The organism is Deinococcus piscis, assembly GCF_014653275.1.
GTDB classification, from domain to species: Bacteria; Deinococcota; Deinococci; order Deinococcales; family Deinococcaceae; genus Deinococcus; species Deinococcus piscis.
The window spans coordinates 1-14,050 of record NZ_BNAL01000019.1 but is presented as its reverse complement, the minus strand read 5'-3'; the positions used below and the strand labels follow the sequence as shown (position 1 = coordinate 14,050).

Sequence of the window (14,050 nt, the reverse complement as noted above, 5' to 3'; positions counted from 1 at the left end):
CTCGCGGTCGTAGACCAGCACGCGCAGCTGCTCGCGCAACTCGGTGATGTTCAGGTCCGGCCCCAGGCGGCCCGAGAGCGCGATGCGCATGGACCCGCGCTCTTCGCTGACGACCAGGACCACCGCGTCGGTCACTTCCGATAGGCCGATGGCGGCCCGGTGCCGTGTGCCGTAGCGCCGGTAGGTGCCGTCGCTGGCCTGCAAGGGGAAGAGGCAGCCAGCCGCCACCACCCGGCTGCCCTGAATCACCACGCCACCGTCATGTAGTGGGGCGTTGCGGGCAAACAGGGCTTCCAGAAACGGCACGCTGACCTTGGCGTCCAGGGCCACGCCGCTGGCGGCAATCTCGCCCAGTGGGGTGCCACGCTCAATGGCAATCAGGGCCCCGATTTTGCGCTCGGCGAGGCGTTCCATCGCCCGTGAGATGTCTTGCAAGGTGGCCCCGCCGCCGTCGTCCTCGCGGAGCCTGGGGCGGCCAATGCGCTCCAGCGCGGCCCGCAGCTCAGGCTGAAACAGCACCACCAGCGCAAAGATCCCGATGGTGCCCACCTGTCCCAGCAGGGTGCTGAGGGCCACCATGCCCAGCAGCTGAGCCACGAACCACACCACCAGAAAAACGGCGATGCCGCGCACCAGATTGACCGCCCGCGTGCCCGAAACGAGCTGATATCCCTGATACAGCACGAACGCCACCAGGGCGATATCTACCAGGTCCAGCAGGCCCAGAGAGACAGGAAGCAGGCTCAGTTGTGGCAGAACATTCAAGGTGCGGTGCAGGGTCCTTTCTGCGGCGTACGGCGTGGCGTCAGGCGGTGGGGGCGCGTACCGCCCAAGCTGGGCCGGGGGAAGCAGGCTGGGGCGGGAGCTTTGGGTCACTATACCGGGCAACCATGAGCAAGAGTCATACAGACCAGGCCGCCAGGGGCATGCGGGCTGCCCTGACTCCTGTCTCCGGCTGTTGTTGCTTTTGCCCGCGCTGGCTTCTTGCGCTGGTTGTTTGCTTGCGCCCCGCCACTGTGGCCTGACCGTACGGCGCTACAGTGGGGAGCATGACAGACCTGATTCCGGTCATCAGCGGCCTCTCGAAAAAGACGGACAGCAAAATCGTCCTGGTTGTGCTGGACGGTGTGGGCGGCCTGCCCATGACGCCAGGCGGCCCCACCGAACTGGAGGCGGCCAAGACTCCTTTTCTGGACGCGCTGGCCGCGCAGAGCCAGCTCGGGCAGTTGGAGCTGGTTGGCCCCGGCATCACGCCCGGCAGCGGTCCCGGCCACCTGAGCCTGTTTGGGTATGACCCGCTGATCTACACCGTCGGGCGCGGCGCACTGAGCGCCGTGGGCATCGGCGTGAAGCTGAACGCCGGAGACGTGGCGGTGCGCGGCAACTTTGCCACCCTGGGTGGGGACCGCACGGTGTTGGACCGCCGCGCCGGGCGTCCTAGCACCGAGAAGAACGAAGAAATTGTGGCAAAGCTGCGCGCCGCCATCTCCGAGATTGACAGCACTCCGGTGGAGATCTATACCGAGTCCGAGCACCGCTTCGTGGTGGTGTTCCGCGCCGGGACCGAGCCGCTGGGAGCCCACATCAGCGATGTGGACCCGCAGGTGACGGGCGTGCCGCCGCGTGACGCTCAGGCGGGCGACGAGGCCAGCCAGAAGACCGCCAACCTGGTCAACGAATTCGTCAAGCGCGCCGAAGCGGCCCTGAGCGCCGAGCCGCAGGTCAACGGCGTGCTGTTCCGGGGCTATTCGGACGTGCCGCATTTCCCGCAGTTCAGTGACGTGTACCGGCTCACTTCGGCCTGCATTGCGGGCTACCCGATGTACAAGGGCCTCGCCAGCCTGGTGGGCATGAACGTGCTGGACGTGGACAGCGTCGAAGACGCGCCAGAAGGCAAGCTGGACGCCCTGAAGCGCGAGTGGGACAACTACGATTTCTTTTTCTTCCACGTCAAAAAGACCGATTCCACCGGCGAGGACGGCAACTTTGACGCCAAGGTGGCGAAAATTGAGCTGTTTGACTCTATTCTCCCCGAACTTCTGGCGCTGAACCCGGATGTGCTGGCGATTGTGGGCGACCACTCCACCCCGTCCAAACTGGCGAGCCATTCCTGGCACCCGGTGCCGGTGCTGATTCACAGCGAGTATGGCCGCAGCGACGCTGCCGAGCGCTTCACCGAGAAAGAAGCGGTCAAGGGCAGCCTGGGCCTGCGCCACGGCACCGCGCTGATGCCGCTCCTGATGGCAAACGCGCTGAAGCTGGAGAAGTACGGAGCCTGAGCTGGCTGGCAGGACGGAGGGGCAGGCCACCGAGCCCGCCCCTTTCCTTACATCCTAAATGATAATGCTTTACCAAAATCAAAAATTCAGTTAGGCTGTGGTGGTGAACAAAAAAACTGTTTTCCTGACGCTGGCCGTGGCTCTTGCTCCTATTTCCAGGGCACATGAACTGTGGGTACACACTGGGCATACCCACGGCGGTGAACTCCTGAAGGCTGACTTGGGCTATGGACATAACTTCACCCCGGCAGCGATTCCAGCCGAGCGACTGCACTTTTTTAGGGCAGGTATGACCCTGACCGGCCCGGAGGGCACCCAGCCGCTGGTGCAGCGTGGCCCGCACAACTACAGCTACCAGAGTGCCGCGCCGCTGAAAGAAGGCAGCTATCTGGTGGCGGCCACCTACCAGCCGACGTTCTGGTCCAAAAATGCGGCGGGCGACTGGGCGCAGCACAACCTGCGCGAGATGCCCGGCGCGGTGTACTGCGAGCAGACCCAGATGTTCGGCAAGAATGTCCTGAATGTGGGCCATGACAGCGCTGCCCGTGAGGTGGTAGCCCGCCCGCTGGGTCACACCCTGGAAATCGTGCCGCTGGACAATCCTTCCGCGCACCGCGTGGGCGAGGCCATCCCCATGCAAATCCTGTTCGGCGGTGAGCCGCTGGTCGGTGCCACCGTCACGGCCAGCTTTGCCGGCTTCGACACCTCCTACAAGGAAGTGGGCCACGCCGCCGAAGCCCAGGCCTTTTCCAAGCTGACCGATGCCGAGGGCAAAGTGGATATCCTGCCGCTGCGTCAGGGATTTTGGAAAGTCAAGGTGGTTCACAAGACTGCCTATCCCGATGTCAGCGAGTGCCAGAATCTGGCCGCCTATGCCACGTTGACCTTTGAGCTGGGCGCTGGGGCGCACTGATTGGGCTGAGACTAGAGGTTGGACGGCGAGTTGCTGTCAGCACTGAGGGCGAAAGTCGAGCATGGAACAGGTGCAAAGTGACACTGCCTGTTCCTGAATCAGTCGCAAGCCCTGTTCGGGCGCGGGCGTAGACGCAGACGGCAACAAGCTCTCCTCCACGGATCTCCAGCTCTTATTCGGGGCCATCAAGAGAGTGTGCCAATTGAGAGCATAGGTCACCTTCGCTTTCGTGTCGGTCACTATCAGCAGCTTTGGCTTGAGGCAAGATAGGGTGCCTTTGTCGAAAGTGAAGGGCCAGGCTTCTCCGACACTCTCCCGACTGATATGTAGGCGTTTCGCTCCCATGTAGGGGGCAAGGTAAAACGTTGCCGGCAGCAGCAGAATGAGGAGGAAAGGCAGCGAAGCTTTGACTTTATTGAGTAAAACCTGACCCATTGGGAGGCCTCCTCCATTCAGCCGATGATTTGCCCCTGCTCGTCCAGCTCCGGGTAGGCTTCGCCGCGCTCATCATAAGTGTCGGCCAGGTCGGGATAAGCCCAGCGGAAAGCGAACCGCCGCAATTCCTCGTCGCTCAGCTGTGGCTGGGCGTACATTCCGGCTTCCAGCCGCTGGCGCTGCGCCTCAAACAGAATCGTGGCGGCGGCCACCGACACGTTCAGGCTCTGCACCATGCCCATCATGGGGATGATGATGTTGGCGTCGGCGGCCTCGGCGGCTTCGTCGCTCACGCCGAATTTCTCGGCACCCAGCAGCACGCAGGTGGGACGGGTGTAGTCGGGCTGGCGGTAGTCCACGCTGCGCTGCGAAAGATGGGTCGCCAGCACCTGCACCCCCTGGCCCTGCAATTCGCGGATGGCGTCCAATGCCGAAGCGTGCTGCTGAACATTCACCCACTTGTGGGCACTGCCGGAGCTGGCCTCGAACATGCGCGAACGGAACGAGCCCAGGCTCATGCTTGCTGGCGGCACGGCGTGAGCGGTCATCGCGCCTACCGCGTCGCAGGTCCGCAGAATCGCGCTTAGGTTGTGGGGCTTGTTCACCTCGTCCATCAGGACGCTGAGGGTGGGCTGGCGCAGGCGCAGGACGCGCAGGATTTTGGCGTAACGTTCGGGCGTCATCGCCTAGTAGCATACGGGGCTGGGAGGCGCATGACCCGTTTGCCCGCGCTTCAGCTCGTTATTTCCAGCTTGGGACTTTCTCTATGGTGATGTCCATGTAAGCAATGCCGTCCCGGTCAATGCGGTCGCCCATTTGCAGCGTCTGTCCTTTGGCTACGTAAGCATTCACGTCAATTTGCGTTCCTGAAAAGGCGGGCAGGAAGTACCGCAGGAAGTGCCGGTCACAGAGTGTGCACTTGCGTAAGTTCTGCGCGGCAAACACCCGGTCCAGCTGGCCCACGGTCGCCGCCGTAGTGGGGGAGATGCGGTAGCCGCCGCTGACTTTCTGATAGCTCAGCCCGGATGCCCGCAGGCCCCGCTCAATGATGCCCTGGGCAGCGGGGGCGTCGCCCCGCCCGACCAGGTTTCGCAGCAGGGCATAGTGCCGCTGATCGGTGACTGCCACAGTTCTCAGGCCACCGCCGATAAAGCTGTGCATGACGGCTCCTCGGACCAGATAGTTGCCCTGTATGGGGATGCTGACTTCGCCCAGTGCTGTTTTGAGCATAGGTGGCGCGCCTATACCAGTAAACAGCTTGGCGAGCCGATTGAGGGCACCAAATTTCGGATTGAGGGTGTCAAAATTGTCTCCTTCCTGCCACCCCAGCATCGCCAGTCGTCCGTCCACATACATCCCAAAGGCGCTGCCGCCCAGCTCCGGGGTCAGTTCCTGACGCTCACCGGCCACGTACTTGATCCGGGGCGTGACTTGCACGGTCTTCAGGTTCTTGCAGCCGAACACCTCGCAGATGCCAGTCTGTGGCAGGGAAAGTGCTTGGCCCATCACCTGAGCCGAAGCACTGGACAGCAGCAAGGCGGACCCAAAAGCAGCAATTTTTCGCATGGCCACAGTCTAGGCGGCGGGCTGCGGCTCAGGCTGACCGCACCTTCACCTCATCTCATCTTGGTCCAGTGGCGGAGCTTACTCTGACCCTCTGACCGGGTGAGTGATTTATCTGGCAGTACCAGGCGCAGCAGAGGCCAAGCGCGGGCCAACTTCAGGAGGAATCCGGGCAGGCCCGCCACTTTGCATGAAGGTTGCGGGTATGCTGTCTCCCCAGCATCTACTCGCCCGGCAGCCGCCGCACCGGCAGCTGCACCCAGCCCTGGCGCGAGATGATCCGCAGCAGCAGCACGGCAGCAATTCCGGCCAGTTGCCCGCCCAGCACGCCCAGGTACGGCACGCTCAGATAGACAGTGGCGGCCCCCAACGCGGCGGCGGTGGCGTACAGCTGGTCGCGGCGGTACATGACTTCGGGCACCTCGTTGGCAATCAGGTCGCGGATAATGCCGCCGCCCACGCCGCTCAGCATGCCCGCAAAGGTCACACCCAGCGGCCCCAGCCCCAGCGCCAGGGCGCCTAGCGCTCCCGAGGACGCAAAGACGGCCAGCCCAATCGAGTCGAACACCTGAATGGCACGCTCGAAGCGGGCCAGCCGCTCCCCAAAGGCGAATGCGAGCAGGCCGCCGCCCAACGCCAACCAGGCGTACAGTTCGTCGCGCAGAAACAGTGGCGGGGTCTGGCCGGTCAAGGTGTCGCGCACCGCGCCGCCGCCCACCGCCGTCACTGCGCCCAGTACCAGCACGCCGAAGATGTCGAAGCGTTTGCGCACGGCCAGCAGCGCCCCCGACATCGCAAAGGCCAGGGTGCCCAGCAGGTCAAAAGCCCGCAGGCCCGACTTCACCCCGTTCAGGGAGTCGCCAGGCAAGCTCAGCAGATCAGGCAGAGGCAAGGCCAGCCACCGGCACTCAGGTCAGGTCCAGGTCGTCGGGCCACTCGGCGTTGGTGAACACGTTCTGCACGTCGTCCAGTTCTTCCAGCGCGTCTACGATTTTTAGCAGTTTGCTGGCGTCCTCTGTGTTGACCGACACCGTGTTGCTGGGAATGCGGCTCAGCGAGGCGTTGTCGGTGGTAAAGCCCGCCGAAGCCAGGCCGTCTTGCACCGCGTAGAGCTCGGTGGGGTCGGTGGTGATTTCCAGGCCGTCCTCGGAGACTTGAAGGTCTTCTGCGCCGTGCTCAATGGCCGCTTCCTGCGCGGCTTCACTGGCGTCGGGCAGCAGAATCACGCCTTTTTTCTCGAACTGCCACGCCACACTGCCGGAGTTGCCCAAAGAACCGCCGCGCTTGTTGAACACGGCCCGCACATCGGCCACGGTACGGTTCACGTTGTCGGTCAGCGCCTCAATAAAGATGGCGGTGCCGCCGGGGCCGTAGCCTTCGTAGGTCACTTCCTTGAAATCCTGCCCGGAGTCGGTGCCGCCCGCGGCCCGCTTGATGGCGTTGTTGATGTTGTCCACCGGCACGGTGTCGGACTTGGCCGCTGCGATGGCGTTTTTGAGCGCCAGGTTGCCGCTGGGGTCGTCACTGCCCCCAGAGCGCACCGCCGCTGTAATCGCCCGCAGGTGCTTGGAGATGATGGCGCTGCGCTTCTTGTCGTTGGCACCTTTTTTCCGCTTGATTTGAGACCATTTGTTGTGACCAGCCATTGTTCAGTTTGCTCCTTGTTGCGCTGCTTCGCATGGCGCAGCCTTGCCGCCACCTGCGGGACGCGGCCTATTGTAACGCGGCGGGCGCTGGTCACAGGTCGCTGTTGCCTCGGCGCGGCGCAGCGCACAATAGACCCATGCCTCTGCACACTCCGCCCTGGACCGACTGCCTGCGCTCCGTGAACGGCATCCGGCTGCACTGCCTGGAAGCTGGACCGGAACATGGCCCGCTCGCCCTGTTGCTGCACGGCTTTCCCGAAGACAGCCGCGCCTGGAAACGGCAGATCGGCCCGCTGGCCCGCGCTGGGTTCCGGGTGGTGGCCCCCGACCTGCGCGGCTACGGGCTGAGTGACCGGCCCACTGGCGTTGAGGCCTACCGGATAGACAAGTTGCTGGACGACATGGTGGCCCTGATTCATGGCCTGGGCCGGGACCGTGCCCACGTGGTGGGCCACGACTGGGGCGGCGTGATTGCCTGGGCGCTGGCCATTCGCAGTCCCGAAGTGGTGGACCGACTTGCCGTGCTCAATGCCCCGCACCCGGCGGCCTTTCGCCGCGAGTTGCGCCATGCCGAGCAAAAGCGCCGCTCGTGGTACGTGGCCTTTTTTCAGCTGCCCTGGTTGCCAGAACAGCTGCTGCCCCGGCTGGGGCGCGCAGCGCTGCGGGGGCGGCCCGGCAGTTTCAGCGCGGCGGACCTGGCTGGGTATCAGGCGGCCTGGTCCCAGCCCGGCGCGGCCACGGCCATGATCAACTATTACCGCGCTCTACTCCGCTTCGGCAATGTGGCTGGTACGCAGGTGCGGGCTCCCACGCTGCTGCTGTGGGGCATGCAGGACATGGCCCTGGTCCCCGAGCTGAGCGAGGGCTTGGAGGAATGGGTGCCGGACCTGCGGGTGGTGCGTTTCCCCGACGCCACCCACTGGCTGATGGACGATGAGCCACTGCGGGTGACCAACTTGCTGGCCGACTTCCTGGGCTAGCGCTCCGGCCAGCTGCTCCAAAAAGGGCCGGCGCTCCCTCTATAGGCGAGCGCCGACTTGCTTTTGACCCATAGCGGGCCTTGTCATTTGGACGGCTCAGGCGTCCACGAGGTTCAGTCGCCCCGGTCAGCCAGCGCGTCTGGGTCACGCTCCTCGCCGCGCAGGCTCAGACGGGCACGTTCCTCGGTGGGGGTCCGGCTCTCGCGTTCCTCACGGTCAGGGCCAGTGTTCACACCGCTGATCAGCAGTTCGCCGCTCGCCAGCTCCTGAACCGGGCCCTGTCCTGTAGCCTCAGTGCGCCCAGGGGTGTGTTCGTTGGGAAGCCCGCCCTGCTCGGTAGGAAGTTCGGCGTCGCGTTGGGTCATGCGGTTTAGCATAGCCCGGCGGCTTAGCGGGTAAGGGCTTCCTCCAACGCTCCCGCAAAGGCGTCCTCATCATCCAGCCAGGGGTAATGGCCGGTGTCCAGCACGGTGAGATCTGCGCCGCCCAGGTCCTGAAGCCAGTCGGTCTGCTCCGGGTAGGCGCTGCGGTCATGCACACCAGCAATCACGAAAATGGGCCGCGTGATCTCCTGCAAAAAGGCGGGGTATTCGAACTCCCACAGGCCCTGATATACCAGCGCTTCGCCCACCTCGGCGCGGCCAGTGAGCTGGCCCTCGGCGTCCACAAATTCCAGCTGCATCCGCGCCGCTGGGTCTGGGAAGTGCAGCGCGTTGAGCAGGTCGCGGGCGTTGAGCAGGTCAAAGGCTGCCTGCACGCGGGCCGCGCCTATGGCGGGGTACTCACCTTCGGGGGTCTGGGCGCGCAGTTCCCCGGCTGGGTCGTTCAGCGGCTGACCCTTGAGCGCACTGGCTTCGGCCAGCAGGGTCAGGGCCAGCTGCGGAAAGTGAACCCAGGGGTTAACGGCCACCACCCGCGCAGTGTGCTGTGGGTAGCGCCGCGCATATTCCAGCGCAATCAGCGCACCGAAACCGTGGCCTAGTGGCACGATACGGTCCAGTTGCAGGTGGGCGCGTAGGGCTTCTACGTCCTCAACCAGCGTGTCAAGGTCCAGCGTGTCCTCGCCCTGCTCTGTCTCGGCCAGTGGGGCGCTGCGGCCACAGCCCCGCTGGTCCAAATACACCGCTGGCCAGCCCGCTGCTTGCAGCCGCTCCCCGAACAGCTCCTGAAAGGAAAAGCTGTTGTAGCCGGGGCCGCCGTGCAAAAAGACCAGCGTAGGCCGCTGCCCGCCTGCGGCGCTGTGCGGGCCTGCGGAGCTATGCGAGAAGTAGAGTTCGGCCCCATTCAGCAGGGCGGTGTCGCCTTCCAGGGCTGGGTCAGTGGACAGGTCGGTCATGCGGGCAGTCTAGAGCAGGGTGGGTGCTGCCCTGGACCACCTGCGCTTTTGGCCGATGCAGCCGCGCTTTTGATGCAACAATTTGCAGCATGAAGAGAAAATAAAAGAGGTGGTTGTTGGTTCTGACAGAAGCTGGTTAGACTTGTTTCACATTTTCATGAACAAAGCTGACGGCCAGATGAGCGCGGCTGGAAAGGTAAGGAGCAGGCAATGGAGCAGCGGATTTTGGTCATCGAGGATAATCCGGATATCAGCCGGGTGGTGCAGTATGAGCTGGAGCAAGCGGGGTTTGAGGCGTTGACCGCCTCCGATGGAATCAGTGGTCTGACCCTGGCCCGCGAAGAGCACCCCGATCTGGTGATTCTGGACTTAGGCCTGCCCGATCTGGACGGAGCCGAGGTGACCCGCCGCCTGCGCAAGAACAGCTCGATGCCTATCATTATCCTGACAGCGATGGACGCGCTGGACCGCAAGGTAGCCCTGCTTGAAGCCGGTGCCGACGACTACATGACCAAGCCTTTTTATCCCGAAGAACTGGTGGCCCGCGTCAAGGTGCAGCTGCGCCACCAGCAGCACGGCGACGTGATCCGGGTGGGTGACCTCGAAATTCATCCCCAGAAGCGGCTGTGTTACTTCAAGGGCCAGGAAGTGCGGCTTTCGCCCCGTGAATTCGACCTGCTCACCTTCTTGGCACGGCAGCCGGGCCGGGTCTATTCCCGCGCCGAAATCGAGCGCGAGGTCTGGAGCGGCGACCTGCCCAGCAACTCCAACGTGGTAGATGTTCACATGGCCAACATGCGCTCCAAATTGCGTGACCTGGACGGCTACGGCCTGATTCGTACCGTGCGCGGCATCGGCTACGCGCTCAAGACGCCCTAAGAAGCTCCATTGCGCTCTCGCTCTGGTTCTCTCCGCGCTGTGGGAGCCCCACCGCGCCGACTAGACTGCGGCCATGACTTCTGAAGCGGCCAACACCACCCTGACGGCCCTCCCCAGCTTTCAGGTCGGCCACTGGACAGATGCCGCGGGGCGCACTGGCTGCACAGTGATCCTCTGCCTGCCGGAAGGGGCAGTGGCTTCGGCCAGCTTTCTGGGGCCCAGCCCCGGCACCCGCGAAGGCGTCCTGCTGGCTCCCGAAAAGGCAGTCGAGCGGGTCCATGCTTTGCTGCTGACCGGGGGCAGTGCCTTTGGCCTGGCCGCTGCTGATGGGGTCATGCATGAACTGGAAGCTCAGGGCCGGGGCGTGGACACAGGCTTGGCGCGGGTCCCCATTGTGCCTGCAGCGGTGATCTACGACCTGGGCAGCGGCGACCCCCAGGCGCGGCCCACCGCCGAGTCGGGCCGTCAGGCGCTGCGGGCGGCCAGCAGCGCTCCGGTGCCCTGTGGCGCGGTGGGCGCGGGCACCGGAGCCACGGTCAGCAAGTGGCGCGGACCAGCGGGCATACGGCCAGGCGGCCTGGGCAGCGTGTTTCTGGCAGAGGGAGGCGTCAGCGTGGGAGCCTTGGCAGTGGTCAACCCCGTGGGCGACGTGCTGGATGAAGATGGGCAGCCACTGGGCCAGCCGACGGGCGTTCCAGGAGAGCCCCATACTCCTGGAACGCCGGTGCAGAACACCACCTTGCTGGCTGTCGCCACCGAACATGCGCTGACCAAAGCCGAATGCCGCCGTCTGGCCGATGCGGCCTGCGCTTCTCTGGCGCGGGTGATTGCGCCCAGTCACACCGGCTGGGACGGCGACGCCGCTTTCGTCCTGAGCAGTGGTCGCCTGCCCGCCGCCGACCCCCTGCGCCTGACCGACCTGACAGCGCGGGCCGTGTGCGCAGCTGTACGTCAGGCGGTGCTTTTGGCGCAGCCTTAGCGCGCATCTGCGCTGCCGACTGACGCCCGCCTGACCGACTCTGAAGAATTCCTCACCGGAACGTCAGGGGCAAGACAGTTCCGGCCCGTAGGCTGAGGCCATGACACATTCCCGTTTGACCGCTCTGGGCTTGGCGCTGAGTGCCAGCCTGACGCTGGGCCTGGGCACGCACGCCGAAGCGCAGACCTTCAAGCTGTCGCCTGGCCTCCAGAAAAAGCTTCAGGCCGGTGAGCAGCAGCCAGTGGGCGTGATCGTGCGCTTCGAGTTCTCCGATACCGTCCGTGGCCGCCAGAACCTGGGCCAATTGCGCTCCGAGCTGGCCCGCAACCTGGGCGGCCTGGGGCCCTCAGCCCGCATTCTGAATGAGGCGCTCCGCAGTGGCCGTGGCACCGAGCTGTGGCTGGATCAGAGCGTGTATTTGCCGCTGACCCCCAAGCAGGCCCTCGCCCTGGCTGCGCTGCCCAACGTCAAAGAAGTCTTTGAGAACTTCCAGGTACAGGTGCCCCGCGCTGTGGCCCTGAGCACTGCTGCGGCCCCGGCGGGCACTCCGGCCCACCTTCAGCAGATTGGTGCACCGCAGGCCTGGGCCGCTGGGTTCAAGGGTTCAGGCATCCGCATCGGGCACCTGGACAGCGGTATTGACGCCTCGCACCCCGAGTTGAGCGGTAAGGTCGCCGCTTTTGCCGAGTTCGATGCTGAGGGCAACCGCGTCAGCGGCGCTGCGACCCGCGACACCACCAACCACGGCACCCACACCGCAGGCTTGCTGGTCGGCAACACGGTCGGTGTGGCTCCCGACGCCAAAGTGATCAGTGCCCTGGTGCTGCCCAACAATGCCGGGACGTTCGCGCAGGTGATTGCGGGCATGCAATACGTGATTGACCCCGACGGCAACCCTGCCACCAACGACGGCGCCCAGGTGGTCAACATGAGCCTAGGCATTCCCGGCAGCTGGAACGAATTCCGGCAGCCCGTGACCAACATGCTGAACGCTGGGATCGTGCCGGTCTTTGCCATTGGCAACTATGGTCCCACTGCTGGCAGTACCGGCAGCCCCGGCAACCTGCCCGAAGCGATTGGCGTAGGCGCGGTAGATGCCAGCGGTCAGGTGGCCAGCTTCAGCAGCCGTGGTCCCGCCATCTGGAACATTGGTGGGCAAAATGTGCAGGTCACCAAGCCGGATATCGCCGCGCCCGGCGTGACGATCACGAGTGCGTTTCCCGGCGGCGGTTACGGTGCAATGAGCGGTTCCTCGCAGGCCAGCCCCATTGCAGCGGGCGCTGTGGCCCTAATGCTTCAGGCCAAGCCCGGCAGCACTGTAGATGCGGTCAAAACTGCCCTGTATACGAGTGCCAGCAACGCCGGGGCCAAGAACAACAACGTGGGCTTTGGGCAGATCAGCGTGCCGGGCGCGCTGGGCAAGCTGGGCGTGAATCTCAGCCAGCCTGCGCCCGTCCCCACTCCGGCCCCTACGCCAGCTCCCACTCCCGTGCCTACCCCGACTCCTGCCCCTGCCCCAACGCCGACACCCGCCCCGGCACCTGAGCTGGTCTTTAGCGCAACGCCCGGCGAGTTTATGCTGGCCCGTGGTCAGTCGCGCCCGGTGCAGTTATGGACCAGCCTTCCGTCCAACTTTGCTGTCGCTGCTCCAGCAGGATTCCAGACCAGCCTGAGTGGAAACGTCCTCACGGTCATCAATGCTTCGGCCCCAGACGGCCTGTATTCCATTGCTTTGACCGCCACCAGTGTAGACGCGCCGACCCGGACCCGCACCGTGAACCTGGCGGTGACGTCGGTGGGTGCCCCGGCTCCAGCGCCCGCCCCTGTTCCTACTCCGGCCCCTACGCCTGTGCCCACCCCAGTTCCTACCCCTACACCGACTCCGGCTCCCACTGGACCGGCTGGCTTTACCCTGTGTGCGCTAGAAGGCTCCAAGTGTGACTTTAGCGGGGTGCGGGAAGCCTTCTTTGGGACGGCAGGCCGGTATCTGAACGGCGTCGGCACCGACGGATTCATGTGTACGGTCCAGGAATGGGGGGCTGATCCGGCCCCCGGCCAGGCCAAAGGCTGCTTTATCAAGGCCTTGCCGGGTACGCCAACCCCCGCACCAGTTCCAGCCCCTGCGCCTGCCCCCGCTCCTACGCCACCCGCCACCGGTGCCAAGCCCCGCGTGCTGCTGGTAGATGACGACATGGGCAGCCGCAACGACGTGACCGCTTTTCTGCGCGACGCGGTCAAGGCCAATGCGGCCAGTGGCGGCGCGCTGCTGTGGGATACCCGTCAGGGCCCCGTGCCCCTTTCGCAGATGCAGCGGGCCGACATCGTGGTCTGGGCCACGGGCGACAGCTACACCAACACCCTGAGTACCCAGGACCAGCAGAATCTGGCGCGTTACCTTCAGGGCGGTGGCCGTCTGCTGCTGACCGGCCAGGATGTCGGGTATGACATCGGACGCACGGCTTTTTACGATCAGTTTCTGGGCAGCGCCTTTGTGAGTGACGCGAGCGGCGCAGCAGCTCTCAACACCGCTGGCCCCCTGAACGCCGCCGCCTACCGCCTGAACGTGGCGGGCAGTGCTGGCAACCAGATTTATCCAGATGTGCTGGCTCCTACCCGAGGTGCAACCGTAGCGGGCACCTGGAATGCGCAGGTCAGTGCCCAGAGCCTGCCCCGTGACACAGATCGCCGCCGCGCTCAAGCCAAGGCCCGCCCTGCGGTGAGTGCCCAATCAGCAGGCAATGGAGCCATCGTGCTGTTCAATCCTGGCACCTTTAAGACCGCCAACCTGGGCTTTGGCCTTGAGGGGCTTTCAGCTCAGGACCGCAATGCCCTGACGGCGGGGTTGTTCCGCTGGCTGATGCAGTAGGCAGGTTTCTGACTCGCCTTACGGGCGCTGAAGTGGAGTTCTGCCTCATCTTCAGCCCCTCATTGGGGCCCCATTTGACCGGCACCTTGACCTTCATTGATAGACGACTCAGTACCCGACAACTTTACTTTTTCTCTGTCCAGAACAGCATAGTGGCTCCACAACCACCGTTAA

At 64.5% G+C, this 14,050-nt stretch carries 13 protein-coding genes and 1 pseudogene; 6 read left to right on the top strand and 8 right to left on the bottom strand.

Translation table 11 applies throughout. The annotated features are described in order from the left end of the window. Window positions 1-3 precede the first annotated feature (3 nt). Window positions 4-747: pseudogene (gene cdaA / locus IE158_RS08245) on the bottom strand (diadenylate cyclase CdaA); the annotation flags it as partial. Between the two features lie 302 nt (window positions 748-1,049). Here cdaA and IE158_RS08240 point away from each other — a divergent pair. Together IE158_RS08240 and IE158_RS08235 are read left to right on the top strand one after the other, a co-directional pair. Continuing rightward, entirely contained in the window at window positions 1,050-2,279 is a 1,230-nt protein-coding gene (locus tag IE158_RS08240; protein WP_189643185.1) for a 2,3-bisphosphoglycerate-independent phosphoglycerate mutase, read from the top strand. Between the two features lie 103 nt (window positions 2,280-2,382). Then, on the top strand, window positions 2,383-3,192 hold the full coding sequence (locus tag IE158_RS08235) for a DUF4198 domain-containing protein (RefSeq protein ID WP_189643184.1): 810 nt from the start codon (window positions 2,383-2,385) through the stop codon (window positions 3,190-3,192). A 36-nt stretch (window positions 3,193-3,228) separates the two neighbouring features. Here the strand turns inward: IE158_RS08235 and IE158_RS13770 are convergent, their stop codons facing one another. The 5 genes from IE158_RS13770 to IE158_RS08210 all read right to left on the bottom strand — a co-directional run bounded on the left by IE158_RS13770 (window position 3,229) and on the right by IE158_RS08210 (window position 6,836). Continuing rightward, window positions 3,229-3,537 (bottom strand): DUF2511 domain-containing protein, encoded by a 309-nt coding sequence (locus IE158_RS13770; RefSeq protein ID WP_373295834.1) that lies wholly within the window; start codon window positions 3,535-3,537, stop codon window positions 3,229-3,231. A 107-nt stretch (window positions 3,538-3,644) separates the two neighbouring features. Next, window positions 3,645-4,310, bottom strand: a complete 666-nt coding sequence (gene trmH, locus IE158_RS08225) for a tRNA (guanosine(18)-2'-O)-methyltransferase TrmH (protein ID WP_189643182.1) — start codon at window positions 4,308-4,310, stop codon at window positions 3,645-3,647. Between the two features lie 58 nt (window positions 4,311-4,368). Further along, a complete protein-coding gene (locus IE158_RS08220; protein WP_189643181.1) occupies window positions 4,369-5,193 on the bottom strand; it encodes a hypothetical protein in 825 nt (274 codons plus the stop codon). A 220-nt stretch (window positions 5,194-5,413) separates the two neighbouring features. After that, entirely contained in the window at window positions 5,414-6,082 is a 669-nt protein-coding gene (locus IE158_RS08215) for a trimeric intracellular cation channel family protein (protein ID WP_229839005.1), read from the bottom strand. Between the two features lie 16 nt (window positions 6,083-6,098). Further along, window positions 6,099-6,836, bottom strand: a complete 738-nt coding sequence (locus IE158_RS08210) for a YebC/PmpR family DNA-binding transcriptional regulator (protein ID WP_189643180.1) — start codon at window positions 6,834-6,836, stop codon at window positions 6,099-6,101. A gap of 137 nt (window positions 6,837-6,973) precedes the next feature. On the opposite strand from IE158_RS08210, the gene IE158_RS08205 reads away from it, so the two are divergent. Beyond that, window positions 6,974-7,816: an alpha/beta fold hydrolase gene (locus IE158_RS08205; protein ID WP_189643179.1), complete on the top strand. Its 843-nt coding sequence runs from the start codon at window positions 6,974-6,976 to the stop codon at window positions 7,814-7,816. A gap of 113 nt (window positions 7,817-7,929) precedes the next feature. Here the strand turns inward: IE158_RS08205 and IE158_RS08200 are convergent, their stop codons facing one another. Both IE158_RS08200 and IE158_RS08195 read right to left on the bottom strand, forming a co-directional pair. Continuing rightward, complete coding sequence (locus IE158_RS08200) at window positions 7,930-8,181, bottom strand: hypothetical protein (protein ID WP_189643235.1); 252 nt, start codon at window positions 8,179-8,181, stop codon at window positions 7,930-7,932. Window positions 8,182-8,204: 23 nt separating this feature from the next. Further along, entirely contained in the window at window positions 8,205-9,152 is a 948-nt protein-coding gene (locus IE158_RS08195; protein ID WP_189643178.1) for an alpha/beta fold hydrolase, read from the bottom strand. Window positions 9,153-9,362: 210 nt separating this feature from the next. On the opposite strand from IE158_RS08195, the gene IE158_RS08190 reads away from it, so the two are divergent. From IE158_RS08190 to IE158_RS08180, 3 genes are all read left to right on the top strand, one after another. Continuing rightward, entirely contained in the window at window positions 9,363-10,031 is a 669-nt protein-coding gene (locus IE158_RS08190) for a response regulator transcription factor (RefSeq protein ID WP_189643177.1), read from the top strand. Between the two features lie 73 nt (window positions 10,032-10,104). Next, the gene (locus IE158_RS08185; RefSeq protein ID WP_189643176.1) at window positions 10,105-11,010 is read left to right on the top strand and encodes a P1 family peptidase; all 906 of its coding nucleotides are present in this window, start codon (window positions 10,105-10,107) and stop codon (window positions 11,008-11,010) included. A 100-nt stretch (window positions 11,011-11,110) separates the two neighbouring features. Then, a complete protein-coding gene (locus tag IE158_RS08180) occupies window positions 11,111-13,876 on the top strand; it encodes a S8 family peptidase (protein WP_189643175.1) in 2,766 nt (921 codons plus the stop codon). Window positions 13,877-14,050 lie beyond the last annotated feature (174 nt).

Bases quoted from the DNA above. Each gene is read 5' to 3' on its own strand.
- IE158_RS08240 (WP_189643185.1), top strand. From the start codon at position 1,050: ATGACAGACCTGATTCCGGTCATCAGCGGCCTCTCGAAAAAGACGGAC.
- IE158_RS13770 (WP_373295834.1), bottom strand. From the start codon at position 3,537: ATGGGAGCGAAACGCCTACATATCAGTCGGGAGAGTGTCGGAGAAGCC.
- trmH (WP_189643182.1), bottom strand. From the start codon at position 4,310: ATGACGCCCGAACGTTACGCCAAAATCCTGCGCGTCCTGCGCCTGCGC.
- IE158_RS08220 (WP_189643181.1), bottom strand. From the start codon at position 5,193: ATGCGAAAAATTGCTGCTTTTGGGTCCGCCTTGCTGCTGTCCAGTGCT.
- IE158_RS08210 (WP_189643180.1), bottom strand. From the start codon at position 6,836: ATGGCTGGTCACAACAAATGGTCTCAAATCAAGCGGAAAAAAGGTGCC.
- IE158_RS08205 (WP_189643179.1), top strand. From the start codon at position 6,974: ATGCCTCTGCACACTCCGCCCTGGACCGACTGCCTGCGCTCCGTGAAC.
- IE158_RS08200 (WP_189643235.1), bottom strand. From the start codon at position 8,181: ATGACCCAACGCGACGCCGAACTTCCTACCGAGCAGGGCGGGCTTCCC.
- IE158_RS08195 (WP_189643178.1), bottom strand. From the start codon at position 9,152: ATGACCGACCTGTCCACTGACCCAGCCCTGGAAGGCGACACCGCCCTG.
- IE158_RS08190 (WP_189643177.1), top strand. From the start codon at position 9,363: ATGGAGCAGCGGATTTTGGTCATCGAGGATAATCCGGATATCAGCCGG.
- IE158_RS08185 (WP_189643176.1), top strand. From the start codon at position 10,105: ATGACTTCTGAAGCGGCCAACACCACCCTGACGGCCCTCCCCAGCTTT.
- IE158_RS08180 (WP_189643175.1), top strand. From the start codon at position 11,111: ATGACACATTCCCGTTTGACCGCTCTGGGCTTGGCGCTGAGTGCCAGC.